General features: G+C 68.7%; 25 protein-coding genes. 6 read left to right on the forward strand and 19 right to left on the reverse strand.

The genetic code is table 11. The annotated features are described in order from the left end of the window. The first annotated feature begins 93 nt into the window (after positions 1–93). The gene (locus tag AC3ANP_RS04955; RefSeq protein ID WP_488332230.1) at positions 94–636 is read left to right on the forward strand and encodes a CGNR zinc finger domain-containing protein; all 543 of its coding nucleotides are present in this window, start codon (positions 94–96) and stop codon (positions 634–636) included. A 64-nt stretch (positions 637–700) separates the two neighbouring features. Here the strand turns inward: AC3ANP_RS04955 and AC3ANP_RS04960 are convergent, their stop codons facing one another. The 3 genes from AC3ANP_RS04960 to AC3ANP_RS04970 form a co-directional block, all read right to left on the reverse strand. Continuing rightward, a complete protein-coding gene (locus AC3ANP_RS04960) occupies positions 701–1042 on the reverse strand; it encodes a hypothetical protein (protein ID WP_488332231.1) in 342 nt (113 codons plus the stop codon). A gap of 85 nt (positions 1043–1127) precedes the next feature. Further along, on the reverse strand, positions 1128–1718 hold the full coding sequence (locus AC3ANP_RS04965) for a hypothetical protein (RefSeq protein WP_488332232.1): 591 nt from the start codon (positions 1716–1718) through the stop codon (positions 1128–1130). A 40-nt stretch (positions 1719–1758) separates the two neighbouring features. Further along, positions 1759–3117, reverse strand: a complete 1359-nt coding sequence (locus tag AC3ANP_RS04970) for an MATE family efflux transporter (RefSeq protein ID WP_488332233.1) — start codon at positions 3115–3117, stop codon at positions 1759–1761. A 151-nt stretch (positions 3118–3268) separates the two neighbouring features. Here AC3ANP_RS04970 and AC3ANP_RS04975 point away from each other — a divergent pair, with 151 nt between their 5' ends. Next, positions 3269–3703: a DoxX family protein gene (locus AC3ANP_RS04975; RefSeq protein ID WP_488332234.1), complete on the forward strand. Its 435-nt coding sequence runs from the start codon at positions 3269–3271 to the stop codon at positions 3701–3703. A 146-nt stretch (positions 3704–3849) separates the two neighbouring features. Beyond that, positions 3850–4809 (forward strand): acyl-CoA thioesterase, encoded by a 960-nt coding sequence (locus AC3ANP_RS04980; RefSeq protein WP_488332235.1) that lies wholly within the window; start codon positions 3850–3852, stop codon positions 4807–4809. On the opposite strand, the gene dnaB is transcribed toward AC3ANP_RS04980, so the two are convergent. Next, positions 4806–6185: a replicative DNA helicase gene (gene dnaB / locus AC3ANP_RS04985; RefSeq protein ID WP_488332236.1), complete on the reverse strand. Its 1380-nt coding sequence runs from the start codon at positions 6183–6185 to the stop codon at positions 4806–4808. The genes AC3ANP_RS04980 and dnaB overlap by 4 nt on opposite strands. 609 nt (positions 6186–6794) lie before the next feature. On the opposite strand from dnaB, the gene AC3ANP_RS04990 reads away from it, so the two are divergent. Continuing rightward, entirely contained in the window at positions 6795–7250 is a 456-nt protein-coding gene (locus tag AC3ANP_RS04990) for a hypothetical protein (RefSeq protein WP_488332237.1), read from the forward strand. Between the two features lie 3 nt (positions 7251–7253). Beyond that, a complete protein-coding gene (locus AC3ANP_RS04995) occupies positions 7254–7826 on the forward strand; it encodes a hypothetical protein (RefSeq protein ID WP_488332238.1) in 573 nt (190 codons plus the stop codon). 26 nt (positions 7827–7852) lie between these two features. On the opposite strand, the gene AC3ANP_RS05000 is transcribed toward AC3ANP_RS04995, so the two are convergent. Together AC3ANP_RS05000 and AC3ANP_RS05005 are read right to left on the reverse strand one after the other, a co-directional pair. Further along, the gene (locus tag AC3ANP_RS05000) at positions 7853–8479 is read right to left on the reverse strand and encodes an FMN reductase (protein ID WP_488332978.1); all 627 of its coding nucleotides are present in this window, start codon (positions 8477–8479) and stop codon (positions 7853–7855) included. Positions 8480–8618: 139 nt separating this feature from the next. Further along, positions 8619–9479, reverse strand: coding sequence for a PhzF family phenazine biosynthesis protein (locus tag AC3ANP_RS05005; RefSeq protein ID WP_488332239.1), 861 nt, complete (start codon positions 9477–9479; stop codon positions 8619–8621). Positions 9480–9545: 66 nt separating this feature from the next. Here AC3ANP_RS05005 and AC3ANP_RS05010 point away from each other — a divergent pair, with 66 nt between their 5' ends. Beyond that, positions 9546–9968 (forward strand): DUF1801 domain-containing protein, encoded by a 423-nt coding sequence (locus AC3ANP_RS05010; protein WP_488332240.1) that lies wholly within the window; start codon positions 9546–9548, stop codon positions 9966–9968. Positions 9969–10155: 187 nt separating this feature from the next. Here AC3ANP_RS05010 and rplI read toward each other — a convergent pair whose 3' ends face one another. The 13 genes from rplI to AC3ANP_RS05075 form a co-directional block, all read right to left on the reverse strand. Then, positions 10156–10608, reverse strand: a complete 453-nt coding sequence (gene rplI / locus AC3ANP_RS05015; RefSeq protein ID WP_488332241.1) for a 50S ribosomal protein L9 — start codon at positions 10606–10608, stop codon at positions 10156–10158. A gap of 17 nt (positions 10609–10625) precedes the next feature. Further along, positions 10626–10865, reverse strand: coding sequence for a 30S ribosomal protein S18 (gene rpsR, locus AC3ANP_RS05020; protein ID WP_003800144.1), 240 nt, complete (start codon positions 10863–10865; stop codon positions 10626–10628). A 124-nt stretch (positions 10866–10989) separates the two neighbouring features. Continuing rightward, positions 10990–11568 (reverse strand): single-stranded DNA-binding protein, encoded by a 579-nt coding sequence (locus AC3ANP_RS05025; protein ID WP_488332242.1) that lies wholly within the window; start codon positions 11566–11568, stop codon positions 10990–10992. Between the two features lie 54 nt (positions 11569–11622). After that, entirely contained in the window at positions 11623–11928 is a 306-nt protein-coding gene (gene rpsF / locus AC3ANP_RS05030; protein WP_488332243.1) for a 30S ribosomal protein S6, read from the reverse strand. A gap of 294 nt (positions 11929–12222) precedes the next feature. Further along, positions 12223–13545, reverse strand: a complete 1323-nt coding sequence (locus AC3ANP_RS05035) for a M18 family aminopeptidase (protein ID WP_488332244.1) — start codon at positions 13543–13545, stop codon at positions 12223–12225. An 802-nt stretch (positions 13546–14347) separates the two neighbouring features. After that, complete coding sequence (locus AC3ANP_RS05040) at positions 14348–15070, reverse strand: response regulator (protein ID WP_488332245.1); 723 nt, start codon at positions 15068–15070, stop codon at positions 14348–14350. After that, positions 15067–16386, reverse strand: a complete 1320-nt coding sequence (locus AC3ANP_RS05045; RefSeq protein WP_488332246.1) for a sensor histidine kinase — start codon at positions 16384–16386, stop codon at positions 15067–15069. Before AC3ANP_RS05045 ends, AC3ANP_RS05040 begins: the two co-directional genes overlap by 4 nt. A gap of 23 nt (positions 16387–16409) precedes the next feature. Then, positions 16410–17306: an ABC transporter permease gene (locus AC3ANP_RS05050; RefSeq protein ID WP_488332247.1), complete on the reverse strand. Its 897-nt coding sequence runs from the start codon at positions 17304–17306 to the stop codon at positions 16410–16412. Positions 17307–17309: 3 nt separating this feature from the next. Beyond that, a complete protein-coding gene (locus AC3ANP_RS05055; protein ID WP_488332248.1) occupies positions 17310–18254 on the reverse strand; it encodes an ABC transporter ATP-binding protein in 945 nt (314 codons plus the stop codon). A 135-nt stretch (positions 18255–18389) separates the two neighbouring features. Next, the gene (locus tag AC3ANP_RS05060; RefSeq protein ID WP_488332249.1) at positions 18390–19892 is read right to left on the reverse strand and encodes a phosphatase PAP2 family protein; all 1503 of its coding nucleotides are present in this window, start codon (positions 19890–19892) and stop codon (positions 18390–18392) included. An 87-nt stretch (positions 19893–19979) separates the two neighbouring features. After that, a complete protein-coding gene (locus AC3ANP_RS05065; protein WP_488332250.1) occupies positions 19980–21224 on the reverse strand; it encodes an MFS transporter in 1245 nt (414 codons plus the stop codon). Positions 21225–21252: 28 nt separating this feature from the next. Then, entirely contained in the window at positions 21253–22992 is a 1740-nt protein-coding gene (locus AC3ANP_RS05070) for an ABC-F family ATP-binding cassette domain-containing protein (RefSeq protein WP_488332251.1), read from the reverse strand. Positions 22993–23055: 63 nt separating this feature from the next. Further along, positions 23056–25032: a penicillin-binding transpeptidase domain-containing protein gene (locus AC3ANP_RS05075; protein ID WP_488332252.1), complete on the reverse strand. Its 1977-nt coding sequence runs from the start codon at positions 25030–25032 to the stop codon at positions 23056–23058. Positions 25033–25073: the final 41 nt, after the last annotated feature.

Raw genomic sequence — 25073 nt, forward strand, 5'->3', positions numbered from 1 at the left:
GGTGCGGCGGGCAGCAGACATGGACAATCTCCTGTCAGGAGTAAAATAGGGTTATGGTCATGACGGTACGCCCGCGTGAGGTAAGGAGTCAAGATGGTTTTTGCCCCTGACACGGAGATTGCGCTGCGCTCGGCGGTCAACCTCATCAATACCGCCGCCAACGGCGCGGAGCAACTGTCCACGGTCGAGGACCTGGACCGCTTCCTGGCAGCCGAGGGCTTCAGCGGCTCCCGGACACGGAATGCTGCGGAACTGGCCGGCGTCCACCGGCTGCGTTCCCGGCTCGCCGCACTCTGGCTGGCGGACGAGGATTCCGCGGTGGAGACTGTCAACCGCCTGCTGCGCGAAGCCCGGGCGCTGCCGCAGTTGATGAAGCACGACGGCTGGGACTGGCATCTGCACGCGACCAGCCCCGACGCGCCGCTGGCGGACCGCATGAGTACCGAGGCGGCGATGGGGCTGGCGGATGTCATCCGGAGCAAGGAGATGGACCGGATGCTGGTCTGCGCGGCCGCCGACTGCGACGCGGCGGTCCTGGATCTGAGCCGGAACCGGTCCAAGCGCTTCTGCGATACCGGAAACTGCGCCAACCGCGCCCATGTGGCGGCCTACCGGGCCCGCAAAGCAGCGTCCTGACCGGCGGATGCCCGCCGGCGGCGGATGCGCGCATCCGCGGCATGCGCGCCGGCGGTGCGGGCTCCTACCCCTCGGGGGTTTCGGCGTCGGCGCCCGGCTCCGGGGTGCGGCCGCCCGGGGAGGGCGCCGGCCGGCGGGAACTCAGGTTCACGCCGGAGCCCTTGCCGAGGTGCTCGGCATTGTCCTTGTAGCTCATCGATAGCATGGCCGCCAGCACCAGGGTGACAATGAAGGCGATGCCGGCACCGGTGAAGGCCAGGTCGAACCGGGGCGTCTTGGCGCTCCCGCCGGAGGCGAAGATCAGGATGGCAACGAACGCCAACGCCGCCCAGAAGGCGGAAAACATGAGCGGGCCCTTGACCGAGGTCCGCAACGAGCGGCGTTCTCCTGATTTCTGCTCTGCCAAGGTGCTTTCCTCCTGACGCCAGCGCCCGCGGGGCGTGGCGGCCGTGATACCGCAATTGTTCTACGCCGGGTAGAACCTGTCCCTACTAGTTTACGGCCTCCGTCGAAGGACGCTGTGCATCGTGCCGCAGGGTGAGGCCGGCCAGGGTCCAGAGCACCCCGCTGAGGATTGCGCCTCCGCCGGCGACGCCCAGCAGCGCGTGCGGGCCGAGGTCGATGAAGAATGGCAGCGCAACCGCGGTGCCGAGCCCGATCACCCCTGACGCGAGCCAGTCCCGGGCCAGGACCGAGCGGCGGCGGGCAGTCACCCCGAGGAGGAGCTCGGCGGCGCCGGCCAAGCCAAGGCCCAGCGCACCGATGGTGCCAAACACCAGGCTGCCGGTGAGCAGGCCGACGGCGGCACCGGTTCCGGTGAGTACGGCCCCGGCAGCAGCCTGCACCTTAGCGCCGGCGCTCCCGTGCCGGAGCCCGGTGCGCTTGATGCCCCAGAGCAGCACCAGCCCCGTGGCCAGCAGATAGAGGCCTCCAACCCAGCCCATCCCCTGTTCCGGCGGGGCGGCCCAGAACACCGTGACGGCGCCGAAAACGAGGGCGACGGCGGCGCGGCCCAGCACCGGCTTCCACACGTCAGTGGCGGCAGGCAGGGCGGGGGCGTGCGGGGCTGCGGGAAGAGTCACCAGACCAGTTTAGTAGGTGCGGGTCAGGAGTGTGCCGCGGTCACCGGGCACCAAGCAGCATCCAGCGGTCGGTCCGCGCCCGCAGCCCGAGGGTCACCGCGCGTGCCAGCATGTAGCCGAGCGAGAACGCCGCCCAGACCCACAGCAGCGCGCCGGCCCCGTCCCCGGCGCCGGAGAGCCGGACCCACACCAGCAGGGGCAGGTAAACGGCGAGATTTACGACGCCGGCGACCGCCAGATACTTCGCGTCCCCGGCGCCGATCAGCACGCCGTCGAGGACGAAGACATAGCCTGCAATGGGCTGGCCCGCCGCCAGCATCCAGAGGGCGAAGGCAAGCGCGGACCGGACGCCGTCGTCGGCGGTGAAGAGCAGCCCGACCCAGGGCGCGGCGGCAGCGAGCAGGATTCCGGTGAGCAGTCCAAACCCCAGGCCCCAGCGGACCATCGTGCCGGTGAGCTCACGGGCCGCGGCCGGCCGGGCGGCGCCGAGCTCCTTGCCGATCAGGGCCTGCGCGGCGATGGCAAGGGCATCCAGCGCGAACGCCAGGAACGTGAACACGGTCATCGCCAGTTGGTGCGCCGCGAGGTTGACCGGCCCCTGGGCGGTCACCACCAGGACGGTGGCCAGAATCGCGATCCGCAGGCTCAGCGTCCGCAGCATCAACCAGGAGCCAACCCTGGCCAGCGCGCGGATGCCCCGCCAGTCCGGCCGAAGGGCGACGCCGTGCCGGCGGGCATTGCGCTGCACCATCACGACATAGACCAGCGCCATGGCCCATTGGGCGATGCTGGTGCCCAGGGCCGACCCGGCGACGGAAAGCCGGAACCCGTAGACCAGGGCGAGGTTGAGCACGATGTTGACCGTAAAGCCGGCGGCGGCCACTGCCAGCGGGGTCCGGGTGTCCTGTAACCCGCGCAGCACGCCGGTGCCGGCGAAAATGAGCAGCATGGCCACGAGCCCCGGCATGGACCACCGCAGGTAGTCCACCGCGAAGGTCTGCACCTCGCCCCGGGCGCCCATCAGGTGCAGGAGTGGTTCGGCGGCGAAGAATCCGGCCGCCGCCAGGAGCAGACCCAACAGCAGGGCCAGCCAGACGCCGTCCCGGCCGGCTGCCAGCGCCTTGGGCAGCTGGCCGTGGCCGATCGCCCGCGCCACGGCGGGGGTGGTGGAGTAGGCCAGAAACACCATCAGCCCCACCGCCGTGTGCAAGACCGCGGAGGCGAGGCCGACGCCGGCGAGCTGGTCCACGCCCAGGTGTCCGACGATCGCCGAGTCGGCAAGCAGGAACAGTGGTTCGGCAATGAGCGCCCCGAAGGCCGGAACGGCCAGCCGCAGGATCTCCCGACGCCGGCCTGCCGGGGACGTCAGCGTTGCGGGATACGGGGCGGAAACTGGCACGGAACCACCCTAGCGGGCGCGCGGACCCCCTGCCGCCGCGCAGCCATAAAGCGATTGGTTGACTTTTCAAGTAATTGCTGGGAACGTATAAGTTGAACTTTCAATGAAGGCGGCTGCTTGCCGCCCGCAGATTTAACCAGGACGGTATCCCATGAATCAGCCCACCCTCTCCACCACTGCTCGGACCATTCTCCGCGTTGTCACCGGCTTCCTGTTCGCCGCCCACGGCTGGCAGAAGTTCAACGAGTGGACGATCGCCGGCACGCAGGCATCCTTCGCGCAGATGGGCGTCCCGGCGGCCGACCTGGCTGCCCCGGCCATCGCCACGCTGGAGCTGGTGGGCGGCATCGCGTTGATCGTGGGCGTTCTGACCCGCGTCTTCGCCGTGCTGCTCGCCCTGGACATGCTCGGCGCCCTCTTCCTGGTCCATGCTGCTGCCGGCGTCTTTGTCGCTACCGGCGGCTATGAACTGGTCCTCATGCTGGCCGCCGGCGCGGCGGCCGTGGCCCTGGTCGGAGCTGGCAAGGTATCCGTGGACAAGGCCCTCTTCGGACGCCCCGGCTCCAAGCTGGGCGCCCTGGCCTAGCCGGTCCTTTCGCCACCTCTGCACGCGAGGGCGGGCGGTCACCCTGGGCGGTCACCTGGGTGGCCGCCCGCCGTCGTTTTCTGGTTTTTCGCTTCGGCGGCCACCCGGGGCGCACCGCCCCCGGGCGCCTCAGTACACTCACTTGCATGACTGAGACTTCCGCCAACGCCGTTACCCTGCGCTTTCTGGCCGCCCCCACCGACGTCGGCCACAGTGGTTCGGTGGATGCCGGAACGGTGCTCGAGTGGGTGGACAAGGCCGCCTATGCCGCCGCCGTCGGCTGGGCCAAGGCCTACTGCGTGACCGCCTATGTCGGGAACATCCACTTCGCCGATCCGGTCAAGAGCGGGGACATGGTGGAAGTCACCGCCACCATCGTCTACACCGGCCGATCCTCGATGCACATCCGGACGGTGGTCTCCTCCGGCGACCCGAGGGGCGGCGCCGCCCGCATGCGCAGCCAGTGCCTGGTGATCTTCGTGGCGGTGGGCGAGGACGGAAAGCCGATTCCGGTTCCGCCGTTTGAACCGGTGACGCCGGCGGAGATCGAACAGCGCGATCACGCGCTGGCCCGGATCAAGGTCCGCGAAGACATCGTCCGGGCCATGAGCCGGCAGGACTACACCGACGCCGGCACCGCCGAGCGGGTCACCCTGCGGTTCCTCGCCGCCCCCACGGACGTCAATTGGGGCGGAAAGGTCCATGGCGGGATCGTGATGAAGTGGATCGACGAAGCCGCCTACGTCTGCGCCTCCCGCTACTGCGGCCAGGACACTGTCGCGGTCTTCTCCGGCGGCGTGCGGTTCTACCGGCCGCTGCTGATCGGCCACCTGGTGGAAGTGGAGGCGCGGCTGGTGTACACCGGAACGAAAGGCATGCATATCGCCGTGCACGTCCGCTCCGGGGACCCCCGCAGGCATGAACTCAGCCTCACCACGTATTGCCTGACGGTCATGGTGGCGCGCGACGCAACCGGCACGTCCGTTCCCATCCCGGCCTGGGTTCCGGCGTCCGAGGAGGACAGCAGGCTGCACGCCCACGCCCGCGAACTGCTGGAAATCCGGGGCAGGGCGCCGGGAAACCGGCTGCCCAACCACCTGCTCTAGAAGCCGCCGCCGGCGTCGCCCGCCATGTTGGCGAAGCGCGAGTAGTGGCCCTGGAAGGCCACCACTATGTCCTTGGTGGGACCGTTGCGGTGCTTGGCGATGAGGATGTCCGCCTCGCCCGCGCGGGGGGACTCCTTGTCATAGACGTCTTCACGGTGCAGCAGGATGACCATGTCCGCGTCCTGCTCGATCGAGCCGGACTCGCGGAGGTCCGAGACCATGGGGCGCTTGTCCTGGCGCTGCTCGGAACCGCGGTTCAGCTGCGACAGGGCGATCACCGGCACCTGCAGTTCCTTGGCCAGCAACTTCAGCGCGCGGGAGAACTCGGACACTTCCTGCTGGCGCGATTCGACCTTCTTGCCCGAGCTCATCAGCTGCAGGTAATCGAGGATGACCAGTTTCAGGTCGTGCTGCTGCTTCAGGCGCCGGCACTTGGCGCGGATCTCCATCAGGGACATGTTGGGGCTGTCATCGATGAACAGCGGGGCGTCGTTCATCCGGCCCATGGTGGTGGCGATCTTGGACCACTGCTCATCCTTGATGGTGCCCTTGCGCAGGTCCTGCAGGCCGATCGTGGCCTCGGCGGACAGCAACCGCATGGCGATCTCGTTGCGGCCCATTTCTAGGGAAAACATCACGGTGGCAAGGTTGTTCTTGATGGCTGCCGAGCGGGCGAAGTCCAGCGCGAAGGTGGACTTGCCGACGGCGGGGCGCGCGGCGATGACAATCATCTGCCCCGGGTGCAGGCCGTGTGTGAGCTCGTCGAGTTCGTAGAAGCCGGTGGGAACGCCCACCATGCCTTCGCCGCGGTGCCCGGAGGCCTCGATCTCATCCACGGTGGCTTCCATGACGTCCTTGAGGACGACGTAGTCCTCCGCGGTGCGGCGCTCGGCGACGGCGTAGACCTCGGCCTGCGCCTGGTTGACCAGGTCTTCCACCTCGCCGTCCTGCCCGTACCCGAGCTGGACGATTTTGGTGCCGGCGTTGACCAGCCTGCGCAGGACGGCCCGCTCGGCCACGATCTCGGCGTAGTATCCCGCGTTTGCCGCGGTGGGGACGGTCTGGATGAGCTCGTGGAGGTAGGCCGGGCCGCCGATCCGGTTGATTTCGCCGCGCTTGGTCAGTTCGTCCGAGACGGTGACCGCGTCGGCGGGCTCGCCGCGGCCGTACAGGTCGATGATGGCCTCATAGACCGTTTCGTGCGCCGGGCGGTAGAAATCCTGGCCGCGAAGGATTTCCACGACGTCAGCGATGGCGTCCTTGGACAGCATCATGCCGCCGAGCACGGATTGCTCTGCCGGGATGTCCTGGGGCGGTTTGCGGCTGCCCTCGGATCCGCGGGTGCCCTCGATCGAGTCCAAATGCGTAACTGACAAAACTGCCGTCCTTCACTGTGCGCCGGCAGATTGCGATCGCCGGCAGCGCTTAAGCCGTGTGCTGTGCTGTCCTGCCGTATGATCCCGCAGGCTTCCACCGGGTTCTTTCTACCAGCCGGCGCAGACAATTTGTCCGGCGACGGCCTGCGGCGCTGCACCCGCGCTGCGGTTCCGATGGGGCGTGCCGAGGGGCGGAGCCGGGCGCAGCGGGGAGAGACACCCGCAACGTTATCCGCCGATCCGACTGGCACCAACCCGGCCGGCGCGGCGGCCTGTGGATAACGTGTGGACTAGTGCCCACTGCTTGTGCACAGCCTGTGGGCGACCCTGTGGACAGCGGAAATCTTTCTTGCCTTAAAGCGCGCTGACCTGCGGAAACAGTAGTTCGGCCCTGTGGACGAAAAATACTTTTCGTCAAAGCTTCGTCCACAGCTTGCAACTGCCGGCTGGGGATAGCGGCCGGTCTGGCGTTCCACGGCGGGTCCGCACCGCGCGCAATTCGTGATGCTGCTCACGGATTGCGGGCGGGTTTCCGGACGCGGTGGACAGCCCTGCCGACCGGCCCCGAAATGTGCTGTGGACAACAGCGATCTGGCATAAGCTTTGGCCATGGGCGATGTCGTGATAGTCATGCTGCCTGCCCTCATCCTGGCGGCAGTGCTCTGGGCTGCGGCGGCGGCGCTGAAACCGCGGAATTTCGGGATCTCCGACGCGGAACGCTACCAGTTGGAACTTGCCATGCGCTCCCGGGCACACTACGAGGCGCAGGTCCGGGCAGCGCTGGCGGCCCGGGCGCGGGTGGAGGCGGCAACCCAGCCGAGCCAGAACGCCCAGCAACAGTCCCAGCGCGCCCACGCCGGCCGTGGTGCGCTGCCGGACTCGGTGGGCCCCGGAGGGCCCGGTATTCCCGGTGCCGTCCTGGCCGGCGGCCAGTTGAGCCCGCAGTTCACCCTGCAGCTTCAGTCCCTGGCGCGGTCCGGCCACAAGGTGCAGGCAATCAGGCTGCTGCGCCAGGCCACCCGTTCAGACCTTCTAACCGCCAAGAATTACGTAGATCGGCTGTAGTCCATGGAAGCCTTGCTCATCCCCCTGCTCATCCTCCTGCTCGTGGGCGTCGGCGTCCTGCTGGCCTCACGCGCGATGGGGCGCCGCAAGCCGGCCCTGCCCCGCGAGCGGGCGGCGCAGCCCACCCAGGGCTCCGCAGAGCTGGCGCGGGCGGCGGCCGCCCGGCTTGACCAGGAGCAGCACCGCCGGCTGTATGCCCTGATCGCGCAGGGCCAGGCCATGGCCGCGATCAAACTGTATCTGGAAGTCACGGGCGAGGGCCTGCGGGCGTCCCGGGACGCGGTGGGAGCGCTTGCCGCCCACCCCCAGCCCTATCGGCCCCAGCCGGCGCCGGAGCAGCCCGCAGACGACGACGAAGACGTCCCGCAGCGCTTTTCGTACCGCTACCGGGCGATTGCCAGCAAGGGCGACGTGACCCGCGAGGTCAGCAGCAACATGCTCAACGACGAGATCTACGGTCGTATCCGCACCCTGGCCCGAAGCGGCGACGCAGCGGGGGCTGCCGCCGCGTTAACCCGGCACTCGGACATCTCGCTGAAGCAGGCGCAGGAATTCATCGCCCTGCTCGAGGACTGACCGGAGACTGACCGTCGATCCGGACGCTAGTTCCCGCCGGAGATCCCGGCCAGCAACTGTTCGAAGGGGAGCGACTCCAGCGGATCCTGCCGGTGCCGCGGCTGGCTGCCCTGCAGCAGGCCTGCGAACTCCTCGGCGGCCCGCTCAATCCGTCCCGAGAGCGGCGTCGCGCCATCGCCGTTCGTGCCCCAGTCCTGCGGGCCGGCGAACACGGCGGTGGCGGCCGTCCTGGTGCGCAGATAGTTGAACAGCGGCCGCATCGCGTAGTCGAGGACCATCTGGTGCCGGTCGGTGCCGGCCGTTGCGCCCAGCAGCACTGCCTTGCCCTCGAGCGATTTGGGATCCAGCACGTCAATGAAGGACTTGAACAGGCCGCTGTAGGAGGCGCTGAAGACCGGGCTGACCGCAATAATGCCGTCCGAGGCTTCGACCCCGGCGATGACGTCGGCCAGCCGGGGGGCAGCGTAACCGGTGACGAAATTGTTCGCGATATCCACGGCGAGATCGCGCAGCTCGACGACGTCGACGGTCACGGCGTAGCCCGCGGCGGCCAGCTGGCGTTCGGACGAGGCCGCCAGCTGGTCTGCGAGCAGGCGGCTCGAGGACGGGACGCCGAGTCCGGCGGAGAGAACGGTTATGCGGCGGGTTTCCACGGTGTGCTCCTGGTGCTGTTCCACGGTTTTGGTATCTACATGCATTTGCATCTACCTGTAGAAGTCGTGGTTTCCCGGCTTTATTCCCGGCGCTGGCCGCCGGCGGACACCGCTGGCGGGCGGGCCCCGTCGCGGAGCGTCAAAGCAGCACGAAACCCTCGATGCAGCTTGTCGAACTGCCGCCGACCCAGATCTCATCCGCCTCCGCGTCGATGTGGACGCGGCCGGCCCGTCCCAGGGCCGTCCCCTGCGCAGCGCGGTAGGACCGGGGGGCCCGGCCGCTGCCGATCAGCCACTGCGCCGCCCCCGCGTTGAAGCTCCCGGTCACAGGGTCTTCCGCGGCCGCGTCGCCGGGAATGAATGTGCGCACTTCGAAGTCGACTTCGGACCCGGCCGGGTGGGGGCCGATCACCCCCACGTTGAGTCCGGCCAAGGCGCCGTAGTCGGGTCTGATGGAGAGCACCAGCTCAGCTGTCTCCAGCAGCACGCCGATCCAGTCGGGTCCGTTGACCAGCCAGGACGCATCCAAGAGCGCCTTCCGCGGCAAGCCCAGCCCGGCCGCGATGCTGGTCATGTCTGGCTCGGCCACCGGCCCGCAACGGGTCAGCGGCGGGGCGGCGAAGGCCAGCCGGTCGCCGTCGTGCTTCACCCGCACCAGCCCGGCCGCACATTCCTGGACCAGGATGCCGTCCTGCCGCGGTACGCCCCCTGCCTCCAGCCAGGCACGGGCCGAGCCCAGCGTCGGGTGCCCGGCGAAGGACAGCTCTTCGCTGCCTGTGAAGATCCGCACCCGGTAATCGGCGCGCGGGTCAGTGGGCGGAAGCAGGAAGGTTGTTTCGGAGAGGTTGGTCCAGTTCGCGAACTGTTGCATGACGGCGGCGTCGAGATCCTCGGCGTCGGCGACGACCGCCAGCGGGTTTCCTCGCAGGGGTTCGGCGGAGAAGACATCGACCTGGCGAAAAGGACGACGGCGGGCGGCGGCGGCTTGTTGGCGGGTCACCGCAGCAGGCTATCACCGGCGCCCCCGGGGGCTGACTGCGCCGCCGGCGTCTGCCAGACTTCCCTCATGGCCGAAAACAAGACGCAAGCGACAGGTGCCTCCGTGGTGGACTTCCTCAACGCCGTCGGGCATCCGGTTCGGCGGCGGGACGGCCTCCGGCTTCTCGGGCTGATGGCTGAAAGCACGGGCCAGGAAGCGGAAATGTGGGGACCGACGATCGTGGGATTCGGCCGCTACCACTACCGCTACGAGACCGGTCGCGAGGGGGATGCGCCGGCGGTCGGCTTCTCGCCGCGCAAGGCCAGCATTTCGCTCTACGGGTTGAGCTCCAGCCCGGATTCGCCCGGGCTGCTGACCCGGCTGGGCAAGCACAGGACCGGCGCGGGATGCCTGTACATCAACAAGCTTGAGGACGTGGACGAGGATGTCCTCACCGAACTCATTCGACGCGGCTACCGGCACGTGACCACCGTGCTGCACCAGCCTTAATCGTCTCCGGCCGGCTGCACGCCGGTATGACGGCACGTCGGCATAACGACAGAAGGCCCCCGGAACCGGGTCCCAAAGGGATCCGGATCCGGGGGCCTCCCGGCAGTCAGTTGAAAAGACTGCCTGCGCTACTTGCGCTGCGTAGCGCCCCTAAAACCTCGCAAGCTCGGTTTCAGGGAACCCGGCGCTACTTGCTGGCGACGACGTCGAGTTCGATCACAGCAGCAACGTCGGCGTGGAGGCGGACGTTGGCCTGGTAGGAACCGGTCGACTTGATGTGAGCCGGCAGTTCAACCTTGCGCTTGTCGATGCGGCCGAGGCCGGCAGCCTCAACGGCGTCCGCGACGTCGGCCTGCTTGACGGTGCCGAACAGGCGTCCGGTCTCGCCAGCCTTGACGACGAGCTTGACCGGCTTGGCCTGCAGTGCAGCAGCCTGCTTCTGAGCGTCTTCCAAGGAAGCGTGCTCGCGGGCAACGCGGGCAGCCTTGATCGACTCAACCTGCTTCTCGCCACCCTTGGACCAGGTCAGGGCGAAGTTGCGGGGCAGCAGGAAGTTACGTGCGTAACCGTCCTTGACCTCGACAACGTCGCCAGCAGCACCGAGACCGGTGACTTCGTGGGTCAGAATGAGCTTTGCCATGTTAGTTAATCCCTTCCTTAGCCGCGGCCAGCGCCGGAGTAAGGCAGCAGAGCAACTTCGCGGGCGTTCTTGATTGCCTGTGCGATCTTGCGCTGTTCCTGCACCGTGACGCCGGTGACGCGACGGGCGCGGATCTTTCCGCGGTCGGAGATGAACTTGCGCAGCAATGCTACGTCCTTGTAGTCGATGACGGTGATGTCAGCGGCCTTCAAGGGGTTGGACTTTGGTTTGGGCTTACGGAGTTCAGCCTTAGCCATCGTGGAGCTCCTATTCGATGGAGCCCGTGGATGTCGATCCACGGGATGGTGGTGATCCGCGCCGCTTCACGCGCTGCTGCCGGAGGCTGCCGCGCGGGTCCCGACGTCGGACCTTAGATGTTGTTTAGAAGGGAGGTTCGGCGTCGGGGCCGTTGCCCCAGCCGCCGCCTGCATTGCTGACCCCGGGCGTCGCCCAGGGGTCATCCTGCTGCTGTGCGGGCTGGTTGCCGCCGCCCCAGCTTCCGCCGGAGTTGCCGCCCTGGCTTGCACCAGAGTTGCCACCGAAACCGCCGCTGTTGCCGCCGCCGAAGCCGCCCTGACCACCCTGACCGCCGGAGCGCTGGGTGCGGTTGACCTTGGCGTTGGCGTAGCGCAGGCTGGGGCCGATTTCGTCGACTTCCAGCTCGATAACGGTGCGCTTCTCGCCTTCCTTGGTTTCGTAGGAACGGCTCTTCAGCCGGCCGGAAACGATCACGCGCATGCCCTTGGTGAGGGACTCGGCGACGTTTTCGGCTGCTTCGCGCCATACCGAAGCGCGGAGGAACAGGGTTTCCCCGTCCTTCCACTCATTGGACTGGCGGTCGAAGGTGCGGGGCGTAGAAGCGATGGTGAAGTTCGCTACTGCCGAACCTGACGGTGTGAACCTCAGTTCGGGATCATTGGTGAGATTACCGATGACCGTAATAGTGGTTTCGCCTGCCATCTACTGCCTCCTTGTTCGTTCCTGCGGATTTAAAAGAATGAGGGGTGGAGCTGATTACTCAGCAACAACCTTCTGCTCTTCGGGGCGGGTGATCTTGGTGCGCATGATCGTCTCGTTGAGACCCAGCTGGCGGTCAAGTTCCTTGGCAGTAGCCGGCGCGGCGGTGAAGTTGACCACAGCGTAGATGCCTTCGGACTTCTTCTGGATCTCGTAAGCAAGCCGGCGACGGCCCCAGATGTCAACCTTTTCGATGGTGCCACCATCGGTGGTGATGACATTCAGGAACTTCTGAAGCGACGGCTCAACGGCACGCTCTTCGACCTCGGGGTCGATGATTACCATCAATTCGTAAGGACGCATATGTGAACCCACCTCCTTTGGGCTAAGCGGTTACGGCATTTCCGTAACAGGAGGTTCATTTGCGGTGCTTGTGCCGGCCGTTCCCCCGGAACGGAGGCAGGGCACAGCACAGACTTCAATAGCTTAGTGTATCCGGGCCGGTTTCAGCGACTTTCGCCCAGCCTAGACGGCAACGCCGGGCAGGGAAACCGCCTCCCGCGGCGTTGTGGATAAACGCCGGGACGGGGCGGCGGGGCGGGGGCGCGGGTCCGGGGCCGTGCCGCTGCCGGGTGGCCGGGACTGCGGGCGGGATCCTTAGGCGGTGGCCCGGAAGAAGACCTCGACGGCCCGGGCCAGCCGGTGCGGGTCCTCGACCCCGCACAATTCGCGGGCCGAATGCATCGAAAGCAGCGGGACGCCCACGTCCACGGTCCTGATCCCGAGCCTGGTGGCGGTCAGCGGTCCGATCGTCGAGCCGCAGGGCATTACATTGTTGGAGACAAATTCCTGGTAGGGGACCTCGGCGTCGGAGCAGAGCCTGGCCCAGAGGGCTGCTCCGGTGGCGTCCGTGGCGTAGCGCTGGTTGGCGTTGATCTTCAGCAGCGGTCCGCCGTTGAGCACCGGCCGGTTGGCCGGGTCGTGGCGCTCGGCATAGTTAGGGTGCACGGCGTGGCCGGCGTCGGCGGAAACGCAGAACGACCCCGCAAGGGCCTGCCGGCGCTGGCTCGCGGTGGCGCCGAGGCCATCCGAGATGCGGACCAGAATGTCTTCGAGGACCGGCCCGCAGGCACCCGACCGGGAGGCGGAGCCGATTTCCTCGTGATCGAAGGCGGCCAGGACGGCGATCGGGCCGCCGGCCGGGACCGTCCCGGCGGCGTGCGCGATAAGCGCGGTGAGCCCGGCGTGGGTGGCGGAGAGGTTGTCCAGCCGGCCGGAGGCAAAGAACTCATCCTTGGCCCCGAAGACTGCCGGCGGCTGGGTGTCAGCCACGACAATGTCGTACCCGCCGATCTGTGCGGGATCGACGTCGGCGTCCGCAACCCGCCCGGCGAGCAGACCCAGCAGGTCGGCCGCGGCGGGGTCGCCAAGGCCGAAGACCGGGTTCATGTGCTGCTGCTTGTCCAGGACCAGGCCCTCGTTGACGGCACGGTCCAGATGGATGGCCAGCTGCGGGAAGCGCAGCAGCGGCCCGGTGGCGGTCAGGTGCTGGCTGCCGTCCAGCATCACCAGCCGGCCGGCCAGTTGCAGCTCGCGGTCCAGCCAGGAGTTGAGCAGCGGGCCGCCGTAGACTTCGACGCCGGCCTGCAGCCAGCCGAATTTGCCGGTGGTGGGCCTGGGCTTCAGCTTGAACGACGGTGAGTCGGTGTGCGCGCCGAGGATGTTGAAGCCGGTGGTGGGTCCGGCTCCCTCCGGGGTGACCCAGGCGATCAGGGCGCCGTCGCGGATCACGTAAAACTTGCCGGTGGCGCCCGCGCTGCCGGCGCCGGTCCCGTTCCAGGGCTGCAGTTCGTCGAGGCCGGTGAACCCGGCCGCGACCAGGCGCCTGGCCGCGTCATGGACGGCGTGGAAGCTCGACGGGGAGGCGCTGACATATGCGCCGAGGTCCTGGATGTGGTCTGCGGCTGTGGCGGAAGGCATGGCTCTGAGTCTAGCGCCGGGGCTACAGCGTGGAGTCCGGCCCCCGGCCATGCCCTCCGCCGGCCCGCAGAACTGGACATGCCCACTTTGCGGACGCAGGAATGGACATGTCCCCTGCAGCCCCCGGACACGTCCTCCCTTGGCGGCCACGAGTGGACATATTGGCATCAAGTCCATCGCTGGTCGTCAGCGTCGGGCATGTCCGGCGGTGCGGGTGCGCGGGTAGATGCCGCGCGGCGGTGCGGGTGCGCGGTGCGGGTGCGCGGTGGCGGTGCGGGTGCGGGTGCGGACGCAGGAATGGACATGTCCCCTGCAGCCCCGGGACACGTCCTCCCTTGGCTGCGACGAGTGGACATATTGGCATCATGTCCATCGCTGGTCGTCAGCGTCGGGCATGTCCGGCGGTGCGGGCGCGGGTAGAGGCTGCGCGGCGGTGCGGCTGCGGTGGAGGTGCGGGTGCGCGGCGCGCGGTGCGGGCGCGGCGGTGCGGGCGCAGGAATGGACATGTCCCCTCCAGCCCCCGGACACGTCCTCCCTTGGCGGCCACGAGTGGACATATTGGCATCATGTCCATCGCTGGTCGTCAGCGTCGGGCATGTCCGGCGGTGCGGGCGCGCGGTGCGGACGCAGGAATGGACATGTCCCCTGCAGCCCCCGGACACGTCCTCCTCCCTTGGCTGCGACGAGTGGACATATTGGCATCAAGTCCATCGCTGGTCGTCAGCGTCGGGCATGTCCGGCGGTGCGGGCGCGCGGTGGCGGTGCGGGCGCGCGGGGGCGGTGCGGGGCGCATGTCCGGCGGTCAGTAGTCGGGGTTACTGGGCACCACAAGGCCGGTTTCGTAGGCGTACACCACGGCCTGCACCCGGTCGCGGAGGTGGAGCTTGTTCAGGATGCGCCGGACGTGGGTCTTGACGGTCGCCTCGGAAAGAAAGTACCGGTGCGCGATTTCCGCGTTGGACAGGCCCTCGGAGATGGCCTCCAGCATCTCGGTTTCACGCGGGGTGAGCTCCTCCAGCAGGGGGTCCCGGCCGGCCCCGGCGCCGGAAAGCGGCCGGGGACCGGCACCGGCGGCCGCCGCGGCCCGGCTGCCGCGCACGTACGTCTCCAGGAGCCGCTGCGTGATGCGCGGGGCCACGACGGCGTCACCGCCGGCCACCACCCGGACGGCGCTGACCAGTTCATCGGGGGCGACGTCCTTGAGCAGGAAGGCCGAGGCGCCTGCCTGCAGACCCGCGAAGGCGTACTCGTCGAGGTCGAACGTGGTCAGAATGATGATCCGGGCCGCCGATCCGGAGGACGTGATGGCCCGGGTCGCTTCAATCCCGTCAAGGATGGGCATCCGCACGTCCATCAGCACGACGTCGGGCTCCAGCTCCGCGGTGCGCCGCACGGCTTCGGTCCCCTCGGACGCCTCGCCGACGACGCACAGGTCCGGTTCGCCCTCGAGGATCAGCCGGAAACCCATCCGGAGCAGGGGCTGGTCGTCAACCAGCAGGACACGGATCGCTCCGGTCGGACTCATCGGTTCTCCTTCTCTGCGGTGCAGTGCAGCACCGCGTACACGCGCCAGCCGCCGTTCGGTGCGGGCCCCGCCTCCACGTCGCCGGCATAGATCCGGGTGCGTTCCCGCATGCCCTGCACCCCCTGGCCTGTGCCCAGCGGTCCTGTGCCCAGCGGCCCTGTGCCCAGCGGTCCTGTGGGCTCGAGGCTGCCTTTGCCGTCGTCGAGCACTTCGACGGTGACGAGGCCGCCCCGGTGGGAAATCTTTACGTCCACCCGGCCCAGCGACCGGCCGTAGCGGAGCACGTTGGTGAGCGATTCCTGCACGATCCGGTACACCGTCAGCAGGAAGGTGGTGTCCTCCGGGAGGGCAGGTCCGGTGTGGGAATAATGCAGCGGCAGACCCGCTGCGCGGAAGCCTGCGAGCAGCTTGGCCAGATCCTCGGCCGCGACGAGCGGCTCACGGGGAGCCGGCGCGTTTGCCGAGTCGTCGCGCAGCACGCCGAGCACCCGGCGCATGTCCGCCAGCGCGGTCCGGCCGGTGCGGGACAGTTCCCCGAGCACTTCCGCGGCCCGGGCCGGGTCCTTGTCCAGGACGACGGCGGCCCCGTCGGACAGGCTGACCATCACGGTGAGCGAGTGGGCAACGACGTCGTGCATCTCGCGTGCGATCCGGTTCCGTTCCGTCACGGATCCGAGCTGGGCTGTCGTCGAGGCCCACGCCGCGATTTCCTGCTCGTGTTCCCGCCGCTGCCGCACGGAGATGCCGATGCCGGCGGCGATCACGTTGGAGAGGGAGACGCCCAGCCCAGCGGCGATGCTCGCGACCAACTGGAAATCGGCCGGGTTGCTGGCGCCCAGCTGCGGAAGCCGGTCGTCCAGCGGGCTGGCCGCCAGCAGTGAGTACAACAGCGCCAGCGGCGCGGTCGACGCCACCAGGGCGGCCAGAGTGAAGCGGCGCGGGCGGGCGACGCCGACTGCGTAGAGCGCAAACCACAGCCCCGCGGAGGCGTTGGAACCCCACGGGTGCAGCGCCGCAACACCGAGTTCGAGGGCGGCCACGACGGCCAGCACCGAGACGGGACGGGACCGGCGGAAGAACAGCCCCGCTGCGACCGCGGCGAGCAGGAACACCACCGGCCAGGTGCCGACCTGCACCGACTCCACCGCCGGCGAAGCGACCAGGAGCAGGTAACAGAGCACCACCAGGACGTCCATGACCCGGGGGTGGTCGTAGAGGAAGCGGCGGAGCCGGCCTCGGCGCCGGGCCGTAATTTCGGCGAAGGACGCGCCGGCCTGACCGGCCGGCGCGTCCGCCAGGAGCACTGCTTCACTCATGCCTTGAGCCTAGATGGTTGCGGCTAGACGTCCCGCTTCTTGAGCAGGATGCCGGCCAGGAGCACCGGGATGACGACCCATGCCCCGAGGACCAGTGCTGCCTGCCAGACTTCCAGGGAGTCCTTGAGATGCTCGACGGCAGTCAGCGGCTGCACGGTGTTGCCGGGTAGGTACTTCTTGGCTTCCCTGAAGAAATCGCCGGGGATCAGCTCGAACACGATCGGCAGGACGAAGAACAACCCCACCAGGGCCATGATGGCGCCCGCCGAGTTGCGGATCAGCCCGCCCAGCGCCATGCCGATGGCGGCCACCGCGGCAACGTAGAGACTGTTGACCAGCAGGAGCTTGACCGACTGGGAGCTGGCCAGATCGAGGGGGAGGCCGTAGTTGTCCAGGATAGGCAAGGCAACCAGGCCCGCGATGTATACCGAGACGGCGGTGAGGACAAACGCGGCTACCACGACCACGAGAAGTTTCGCAGCAAACGCGGGTGTCCGCTTCGGCACGGCCGCGAACGTGGAGCGGGCCATTCCCGTGCTGAACTCGGAACTCATGAGCAGCACGCCGAGGGAGCCCAGGATCAGCTGCGCGAACGCGATGCCGGACGTAGGCGTGCTGACGGCCAGTTCGCCGCCCTGCGCGGCGAAGGCCGCGGCGGCGCCCGGATCCGTCTCCGCGGCGCGGGCGAACTGTCCCGTTCCCCAGGCCGAGAGGGCGCCGAAGCCCACCATGACCAGAACCGTGCAACCGAGCAGGATCAGGGTGGACAGCAGGCTACGGAATTTGATGAATTCGGAGTTGAGGACCCGCAGGAAGCTCGGGCCGGGGCCCTGGCTGAGTCCCTCACCGGTGCGGCTGTCAGCGGTGCCGGCGTGCGCGCCGCGGCGGGACGGAGTGGGTTCGAGAGTAGTTGAGCTCATGGCCTAGTTGCCTCCGGACTGGACAGGTGCCGGGGCGCCCGTGGTGATCAGCGAGTGGTATTCGACCTCATCCTTGGTCAGCTCCATATAGGCCTCCTCCAGGCTGGCGCGGAGCGGGGTGAGTTCGTAAATCATGATGTGGTTGTCGAGGGCGGTACGGGCGATCTGCCGCGGGTCCAGCCCGGTGACCTCGAGGAGTTCGTTCTCCGGGGCTTCAACCGAGACGTTGGCGCCCGCCAACAGGCGCATCAGCTGGTCCGGCTGGTCGGTGCGGACCCTGGTCCGGCCCTGTCCGTTGCCGCTGATGATGTCCTGGATGGGGGCGTCCGCGATGATGCGGCCGCGTCCGATCACGATCAGGTGGTCCGCGGTGACCGCCATTTCACTCATCAGGTGGCTGGAAAGGAAGACCGTGCGGCCTTCGGAGGCCAGGTATTTGACCAGGTTGCGGACCCAGACCACGCCCTCCGGGTCCAGGCCGTTCACCGGCTCGTCCAGGATCACTGTCTGCGGGTCGCCGAGCAGCGCCGCGGCGATGCCCAGCCGCTGGCCCATGCCCAGGGAGAAGCCGCCGACCTTTTTCCGTGCCACCTCGGCGAGGCCGGTCATCTCGATGACCTCGTGCACGCGCTTCTTCGGAATTCCGTGGGTCGCCGCCATGGCGAGCAGGTGGTTGTACGCCGACCGGCTCGTGTGGACGGCCTTCGCGTCCAGCAGCGCCCCGACGTCGCGCAGCGGTGCGTGATGCCGTGCGAACGGCACACCGTTGACCGTGACCGAGCCCGACGTCGGACGGTCCAGTCCCATGATCATCCGCATCGTGGTGGACTTGCCGGCCCCGTTCGGGCCCAGGAAGCCGGTGACCCGGCCGGCTTCGACGGTAAAATTGACTCCGGCGACGGCGGTCTTGTCGCCGTACACCTTGGTCAGGCCTCGTGCTTCGATCATGGAAGCGTTCCTTTGCGTTGCGTGTGGTTGTTTACGCCCCACGCTACCGGCGCCCTCCGAGGATTTCGCCGTACTCAGGGATGATTCAGGGCCGGCTCAGGGTAGTCCATGGGGATGATGACCGGGATGACCCGGTCAGTCCCGCGGCTGGGGGGTGTAGTACACCAGTGCCCGGCGCTTAATCGAGAACTCCACGGCACGGACCCCGGGCATGACTTCGCCGTCAACTGCCAGCACCATGGAGGAGTTTCCCGGTTCCACCCGTACGCGGGTGGCCTCGCTCAGGTGGGTGATGCCCGAGGTTGCCACGGTTCCGGTCAGCACCGACCACAGCAGCCGCAGGCGTGCGAAGGACTCATCCGCGGTGATCATCCGCAGGTCCAGGACACCGTCGTCCAGCACGGGCCGGACCAGGGGTGCGTGGTCACGGGGGTAGTAGCGGCCCCGTCCGACGTAGAGGATCCACAGCTTGTGCCGCACTCCGTCCACCACCAGGCTGGTGGGGGTGCCGGCGGCGAAGGTGCGGAACATGGCGATGACCCCGGCCAGCGGTTTGCCCAACGCGGGCTGGAGGTGCTCCCGGCGCCGCACCAGATTGGGGTAAAGGCCGATGCTGGCGGTGTTCAGCATCGTCAGTTCCAGCTGCTCCGGGTTTTCCGGCAGTCCCCGCTCCACCAGCACGCACCCGATGTCCGCGCGCGCTGCCTGCCCCTCGGACGCGGCATCGACGGCGGCCTGCAGGTTGGGCGTCCCGGCGTCGCGGGCGAAGTGGTTCAGGGTTCCGCCCGGCAGGACCAGCAGCGGCAGGTCGCGGGCGACGGCGGCCGCGGCGGCCGCTCCTACCGTGCCGTCGCCGCCCCAGACCCCCAGGGCCACGACTCCGGAGCGGGACGCCACCGCTGCGACTTCGGTCTCGACGTCATCGTCATGGCCGATTTCCTTTATATACGCCTTGGGGAATACCTTTTGCAGGGCCGCCGCCGTCTCTTCGGCATAGGAACCGCCAAGGGTGTTGACCGCGATCCCGAGTCCCTCGCCGTCGGGCAGTGCTGCTGCCTGGACCGGAGTGCGCTGGACGGCGGGGAACGGCGGCCGGACCGGCCACCACTTCCGGGTCGCCAGGGCTGCGCCGGCGCCGAGGGCGGAGCCCAGCACGACGTCCGAGGGCCAGTGCGCCCCGGTGTGCACCCGGGAATAGGCCACCCCGGCGGCGACGGGCGCCAGTGCAGCGCCCAGCACCGGGCGGACCAGCCCGACGCCCAGGGCGAAGGCGGCGGCCGAGGCGGAATGGCCCGAGGGCATGGACGAACTTGTGGGCTGGGGATTGACAAAGCGGAAGACCGGCAGGTGCTCGGGCAGCGGGCGCGCCCGCGGCAACAGCGACTTGAAGACCAGGTTGGTCGCGGCCGACGCCACACCTTGGGCCAATACGCCATGCAGCGCAGCCCGCCTGGTCTTGCCGGGGAAAGCAGCCATCACCGCAGCCAGGCCGAGCCAGAGTTTTCCCTGGTTGGCAGCGGCGGAGAGCCGGCGAAAGAAGTCGTCGTGGCTTCCGCCGGGGAACCGGGAGACTGACCTGACGATGCTGCGGTCCAGTTTCTCCAGCCGGCCGGGTGCTTTTCTCAGCATGCTGCGCATTGGACAACCCTACTGTGGCGCGGCGCCCCGCTGTGCCACCGGAGCCCATGCCGAGCCGGTCCACCGCGGGAGCAGGACCGCAGGCGGTTACTTGCGGGAGGCTTCGTTAGCTTCGTTCGGGTGGGCCTGTCCAGGGCGCAGCGGCCTCGCGGCTCCGGCCAGCAACAGCGCCCCCAGGATCGGCAACCCGATCGCCAGCAGAGCCAACCGGATGCCGGTCAGGTCACCGAGGTAGCCCAGCAGTGGCGGCCCGGCCAGGAACGCGATGTACCCCACCGTTGAGACCACGGATACCCGCGCCGCGGCATGCCGGGGATCGTCGGCCGCGGCGGACATGCCCATCGGGAACGCGAGGGCGGCCCCGACGCCCCACAGTGCGGCGCCGGCGGTGGCGACCCAAAGGTTGCCGGCCAGGACAAAGAGCGCCAGCCCGACGGCGGCGGCAGCCATGCTGGCCCGCAGCACGGCCACGCGGCCGTAGGCGTCGATCGCGCGGCCGCCGAAGAACCGCATGGCGGTCATGGCCAGCACGAAGGCTGCGAACAACAGCGCGCCGGTGGACTGCTCGGCACCCAGTCCGTCCACGGCAGCCTTGGCGATCCAGTCGTTGCCGGCGCCTTCGGTCAGCGTTGCGCCCAGGACGACGACGCCGATCAGCAGCGTCCGGCCGTCCCGCCACGCCGAGGCTGCGCGGGGCGCGGTGCCAGCACCGGCTGTCGGTGCTGGCGCCGGGGCGTGCGGCAGGAAGTAGCGGGGGGCGGTCAGCGTCGCCCCGACCACCACCGCAGCGATGACCAGCAGATGCAGCGGAAGGCCAACGCCGAGCTCGGAGAGGCCGGCGCCGACCAGCGCGCCAACAAAGGCGCCGCCGCTGAACCCCGCGTGGAACTTCGGCATGACCGTCCGGCCGAGCTTGTGCTCAACATCTGCGCCCTCGATATTTTGTGAGACGTCCCAGAGTCCGATGCCGATGCCGAAGAAAAAGAGCGATACCGCAGTACCCGGGATGGAAACGGCGCTGAGGGACAGGGCGATGCCCACACCGGCGGCGGCCGCCAGCAGGCCGGCGGCACGGACCGTGTTGCCGGTGCCGAGCCGGCCGACCACGCGGCCCGCCGTCGGCAGTGCAATCAGGGAACCCACCGCGACGCAGAGCAGCAGCGTGCCCATCTGACCCGACGAGATGTCCAGCGTTTGGGTCACTGCGGGAATCCGTGCGGCCCAGCTGGCAAAAACCAGCCCGTTGACGGCGAAAACCAGGAACGTGGCGACGGCGGCCGCGTTCAGCTCGGCGTCGCGGGCATGGGCCGGACGGCGGGGGTGGGAAGCCATGCCTTCCACTCTATCGGCGGGGCATGGCTTACCGGACCCGCTCCACCCGCTTTTCGTCCCACACCGGTTCTGCCGATTCGTAGACCTTCCCGTCGGAGCCGAAGACCAGGAAACGGTCGAAGGTCCGGGCAAACCAGCGGTCGTGGGTAACCGCCAGCACCGTGCCTTCGAAGTGGTCGATGGCCTTCTCCAGAGCCTCGGCGGAGTGCAGGTCCAGGTTGTCCGTCGGTTCGTCCAGGAGCAGCAGCGTTGCGCCGGAGAGCTGGAGCAGCAGGATCTGGAACCTGGCCTGCTGGCCGCCGGACAAGGATTCGTACTTCTGCTCCGACTGGCCGGCCAGGCCGTAGCCGTCCAGTGCCCCGGCGGCGGCTTCGCGGCCGAGCCCGGACCGGTGCTCGTCGCCGCGGTGCAGGATTTCCAGCAGGGTCTTGCCCAGCAGGTCGGGCCGGACGTGGGTCTGGGCGAAGAAACCGGGACGGATCCGGGCGCCGAGTTTCACGGTGCCCTCGTGCGGGACTTCGGCGATCTCGACAAGCGGCTGCGGCGAGGGCCCCTCCCCGAGCTTGCGAGGGGTGGGAGCCGCAGGCAGCGCGGATACGGGCAGGTGCTCCCGTTCCGGGTCGGTCCCGCCGGTGGCGAGCAGCCGCAGGAAGTGGCTCTTGCCGGACCCGTTGGAACCGAGGACGCCGACGCGGTCGCCGAACCAGACCTCGGTGGAGAAGGGCTTCATCAGTCCGGTCAGCTCAAGTTTTTCCGCGACGATGGCCCGCTTGGCGGTGCGGCCGCCCTTGAGCCGCATCTGGACGTTTTGTTCGATCGGCAGCGCCTCGGGCGGCCCGGCCTCGAGGAACTTCGCCAGCCGGGTCTGCGCCGCGTGGTACCGGTTGGCCATGTCGGAACGGAACGCGGCCTTGTTCTTGTACATGTTGACGAGTTCCTTGAGCTTGACGTGCTCCTCGTCCCAACGCTTGCGGAGCTCCTCGAAGCGGGCGTTGCGGTCCGCGCGGGCGTCCACGTAGGAGCCGAAGCCGCCGCCGTGGATCCACGCACCGGCGCCGTTGATGCCCGGCTCCAGGGTGACGATGCGGCCGGCGGCGTTGTTCAGCAGTTCGCGGTCGTGGCTGATGAACAGCACGGTCTTTTTGGATTCGTTCAGTTTGGCCTCGAGCCAGCGCTTGCCGGGGACGTCCAGGTAGTTGTCCGGTTCGTCGAGCAGCAGCAGTTCGTCGGGTCCGGCGAACAGCGCCTCCAGCACCAGCCGTTTTTGCTCGCCGCCGGACAGGCTCGACGCCGGCCGGTGCTGTGCCCGGTCGAAGGGCAGGCCGAGGGCGGCCATGCAGACTTCGTCCCAGACCGTCTCGACGTCGTAGCCGCCGGCGTCTCCCCAGTCCACGATCGCCTGCGCATAGGCCATCTGGGTGGGCTCGTCGTCGTGCTCGATCATGGCCAGCTCCGACTCGTCGACGGCCCGGGCGGCGGCCGCCAGGGCCGGCGGCGCTGCGGAGACCAGCAGGTCCCGGACCGTCGATTCGTCCCGGACCTGGCCGACAAACTGGCGCATGATGCCCATGTTGCCGGAGCGGCCCACCACGCCCTCATCGGGGACGAGGTCGCCGGAGATGATCCGGAACAGCGTGGTCTTGCCCGTCCCGTTCGGTCCGATCAGCGCCGTCTTGGTGCCGTCGGGGACCTTGAACGTCACCCCGTTGAGCAGCTGGGTGCCGTCGGAGAGGAAGTAGTCAATGCCGGAAACGTCAATATGGGCCACCGGGCAATCCTCCCATGACCGGCCCCGCGGCCGGGCCGCGGGCCGGCCCGCGGAACGCCTGCCTCAGCCGGCGGCGGTGAGGAACTCCTTGAGCAGCGGCCCGGACGTGGTGGCGCCCAGGCCGCCGTCCTCGACGAACACGGCCACCGCGAGGTCACCGTGCACGGCGACGATCCATGCATGGGTCTTGGGCGGATCTTCCTTGCCGAACTCCGCCGTCCCGGTTTTGGCGCCCACGGGCGCGCCGGGCACGGAGGCGAGGAAACCGGCGTGCCCGGAGGTCACCACGGCACGCATCATGTCCGCCAGAGAGGCCGCTTCCGCGGCCGTCAGGGGCGTGCCGGCAGACTTCGCGGGCGCGGGGGCCGACGACGACGGTTCCGCGGTCGGTCCGGCCGTCGGGGTGGCGCTTCCCGCCGCCGCGGCGTTGGGATTGAGCACCAGGCTGGGGGAGACGGGAGCGCCCTTGGCCACCGAGCCGGCCATGACGGCCGCCGCCAGCGGGGACATCAGCACCTTGCCCTGACCGATCATCGACGCCGCATGGTCGGTTCCGGTCGCCTCAGCCGGGACGGAGCCGAGGAAGGCGGCGGCGCCCAGGCCCGGCGCGTCCACGGCGACGCCCAGGGACGTGGCGGCGGCTTCCTGTTGGGCCTGGCTGACCTGGTCCCGGGCATTGATGAACGCGGTATTGCAGGAATGCGCGAAGGCATCCCGCAGCGTCACGGAGCCCAGCGACGACGCCGGATAGCCCTCGGCGTTCTTGAAGGTCCTGCCATCGACGGTGAGGGTGGCCGGGCAGTCCACCTTGGAATCCGGAGTCATGCCGTTGCGGAGCATGGCCAGCGAATCGACGATTTTGAAGATGGAACCCGGGGCATACTGGCCGAGCATGGCCGTGTCATACCCGTTGCTTCCCGGGCCGGACGCGGCGGCCAGCACGGCGCCGCTGGAGGGCCGAAGGGCGACGATAGCGGACGCCGGGCCGACTTTGGTCAGGACGTCCTCGGCGAGCTGCTGCAGCTTGGGGTCCAGCGTCGTCTTCAGGGCGGCGCCGGCCTTCATGGGTTCCTGGAAGAGGACGCGGCGGCCGCTGTTGGGCTGCGCCTTGCGTTGTTCTGCGGTGAGGCCTGCCGTCTGGGCAAAGATCTGGACCCCGTCAGTGCCCCGCAGCTGGGCGTCGTACTGCTGCTGCAGGCCGCCCGTGCCGGTGACATCACCGCTGGTGAGGGCGCCTGCCGACTTTTCGATCTGTTCGGCGCTGGCCTCCGTCACGGTGCCCAGGAGGGCGCGGGCGAAGGTGCGGGTTGGGGCGAGCGGGAGGCTGTCCGCGATGGCCCGGCCGCCAGGTACCGCCGCGATCTGTTCGTCTGTGACGGTCCGGCCGTCCTGCCGGAGCGTGATCGCTGCGACGAACGCTGCGGGGCCGGCGGCCTGGACCTGCCGGGTGTATTCGGCCGGATCGACGCCGACCAGCTGTGCCAGCTTGGTGGCGGAGGCGGCGGGGTCCGCCGGACCCAGCCGCGGCTTGTCGATGCCGACGTGGACTACGGGGCGGTAGGTGACGAGTTTCGCGTCGCCTGCCCCCAGGATGTCGGCCCGTTGCGGAGACTCCGACGATGTCCCGAGGACTTCGGTGTCGGCCAGGGTCGGCACCAGAGTGGCCGGGTTCCACGCCGTCAGCCACTTGTCGCCGGACTTTTTCAGCCGGGCGGTGGTGGTGTAGGTCCACTCGGCGCCGCCGATTTTCCAGCGGTAGTTCAGCGGGACGGTGGCGGTGTCCGACTCCAGCGTCAGGTCACCGCTTTCCACTGCCGGTTTGGCCGGGTCCAGTCCCTTGAACACGGCCCGGAGCTGCTCGTTCGCCGCGGCGGAGTCCTTGTTCTCGAAGGCAATGGCGCCGACGTCGAGTGACGCGACCCCTGCAGCGAGCCGCTTCGCGGCCTCCTGCGCTCCGGTGCGGCCGTCGTCACAGCCCACCAGGGAGGCGCCGAGAATTAGGCCCACCAGGCCGAGCGAGAGTTTTTGGATTTTCCGCATTTGCGTCATTATGCCCTGTGCCTCGGACTTCCCCGTGTCAT

The sequence above is a fragment of the Arthrobacter sp. JB02-1C genome, assembly GCF_057748045.1.

Bases quoted from the DNA above. Each gene is read 5' to 3' on its own strand.
- rpsF (WP_488332243.1), bottom strand. From the start codon at position 11,928: ATGCGTCCTTACGAATTGATGGTAATCATCGACCCCGAGGTCGAAGAG.
- AC3ANP_RS04990 (WP_488332237.1), top strand. From the start codon at position 6,795: ATGGGCGATGTCGTGATAGTCATGCTGCCTGCCCTCATCCTGGCGGCA.
- AC3ANP_RS04995 (WP_488332238.1), top strand. From the start codon at position 7,254: ATGGAAGCCTTGCTCATCCCCCTGCTCATCCTCCTGCTCGTGGGCGTC.
- rpsR (WP_003800144.1), bottom strand. From the start codon at position 10,865: ATGGCTAAGGCTGAACTCCGTAAGCCCAAACCAAAGTCCAACCCCTTG.
- AC3ANP_RS05045 (WP_488332246.1), bottom strand. From the start codon at position 16,386: ATGAGTGAAGCAGTGCTCCTGGCGGACGCGCCGGCCGGTCAGGCCGGC.
- AC3ANP_RS05040 (WP_488332245.1), bottom strand. From the start codon at position 15,070: ATGAGTCCGACCGGAGCGATCCGTGTCCTGCTGGTTGACGACCAGCCC.
- AC3ANP_RS04955 (WP_488332230.1), top strand. From the start codon at position 94: ATGGTTTTTGCCCCTGACACGGAGATTGCGCTGCGCTCGGCGGTCAAC.
- AC3ANP_RS04980 (WP_488332235.1), top strand. From the start codon at position 3,850: ATGACTGAGACTTCCGCCAACGCCGTTACCCTGCGCTTTCTGGCCGCC.
- AC3ANP_RS05055 (WP_488332248.1), bottom strand. From the start codon at position 18,254: ATGATCGAAGCACGAGGCCTGACCAAGGTGTACGGCGACAAGACCGCC.
- AC3ANP_RS05025 (WP_488332242.1), bottom strand. From the start codon at position 11,568: ATGGCAGGCGAAACCACTATTACGGTCATCGGTAATCTCACCAATGAT.
- rplI (WP_488332241.1), bottom strand. From the start codon at position 10,608: ATGGCAAAGCTCATTCTGACCCACGAAGTCACCGGTCTCGGTGCTGCT.
- AC3ANP_RS05065 (WP_488332250.1), bottom strand. From the start codon at position 21,224: ATGGCTTCCCACCCCCGCCGTCCGGCCCATGCCCGCGACGCCGAGCTG.
- AC3ANP_RS04975 (WP_488332234.1), top strand. From the start codon at position 3,269: ATGAATCAGCCCACCCTCTCCACCACTGCTCGGACCATTCTCCGCGTT.
- AC3ANP_RS05010 (WP_488332240.1), top strand. From the start codon at position 9,546: ATGGCCGAAAACAAGACGCAAGCGACAGGTGCCTCCGTGGTGGACTTC.
- AC3ANP_RS05060 (WP_488332249.1), bottom strand. From the start codon at position 19,892: ATGCGCAGCATGCTGAGAAAAGCACCCGGCCGGCTGGAGAAACTGGAC.
- AC3ANP_RS05075 (WP_488332252.1), bottom strand. From the start codon at position 25,032: ATGCGGAAAATCCAAAAACTCTCGCTCGGCCTGGTGGGCCTAATTCTC.
- AC3ANP_RS05035 (WP_488332244.1), bottom strand. From the start codon at position 13,545: ATGCCTTCCGCCACAGCCGCAGACCACATCCAGGACCTCGGCGCATAT.
- AC3ANP_RS05050 (WP_488332247.1), bottom strand. From the start codon at position 17,306: ATGAGCTCAACTACTCTCGAACCCACTCCGTCCCGCCGCGGCGCGCAC.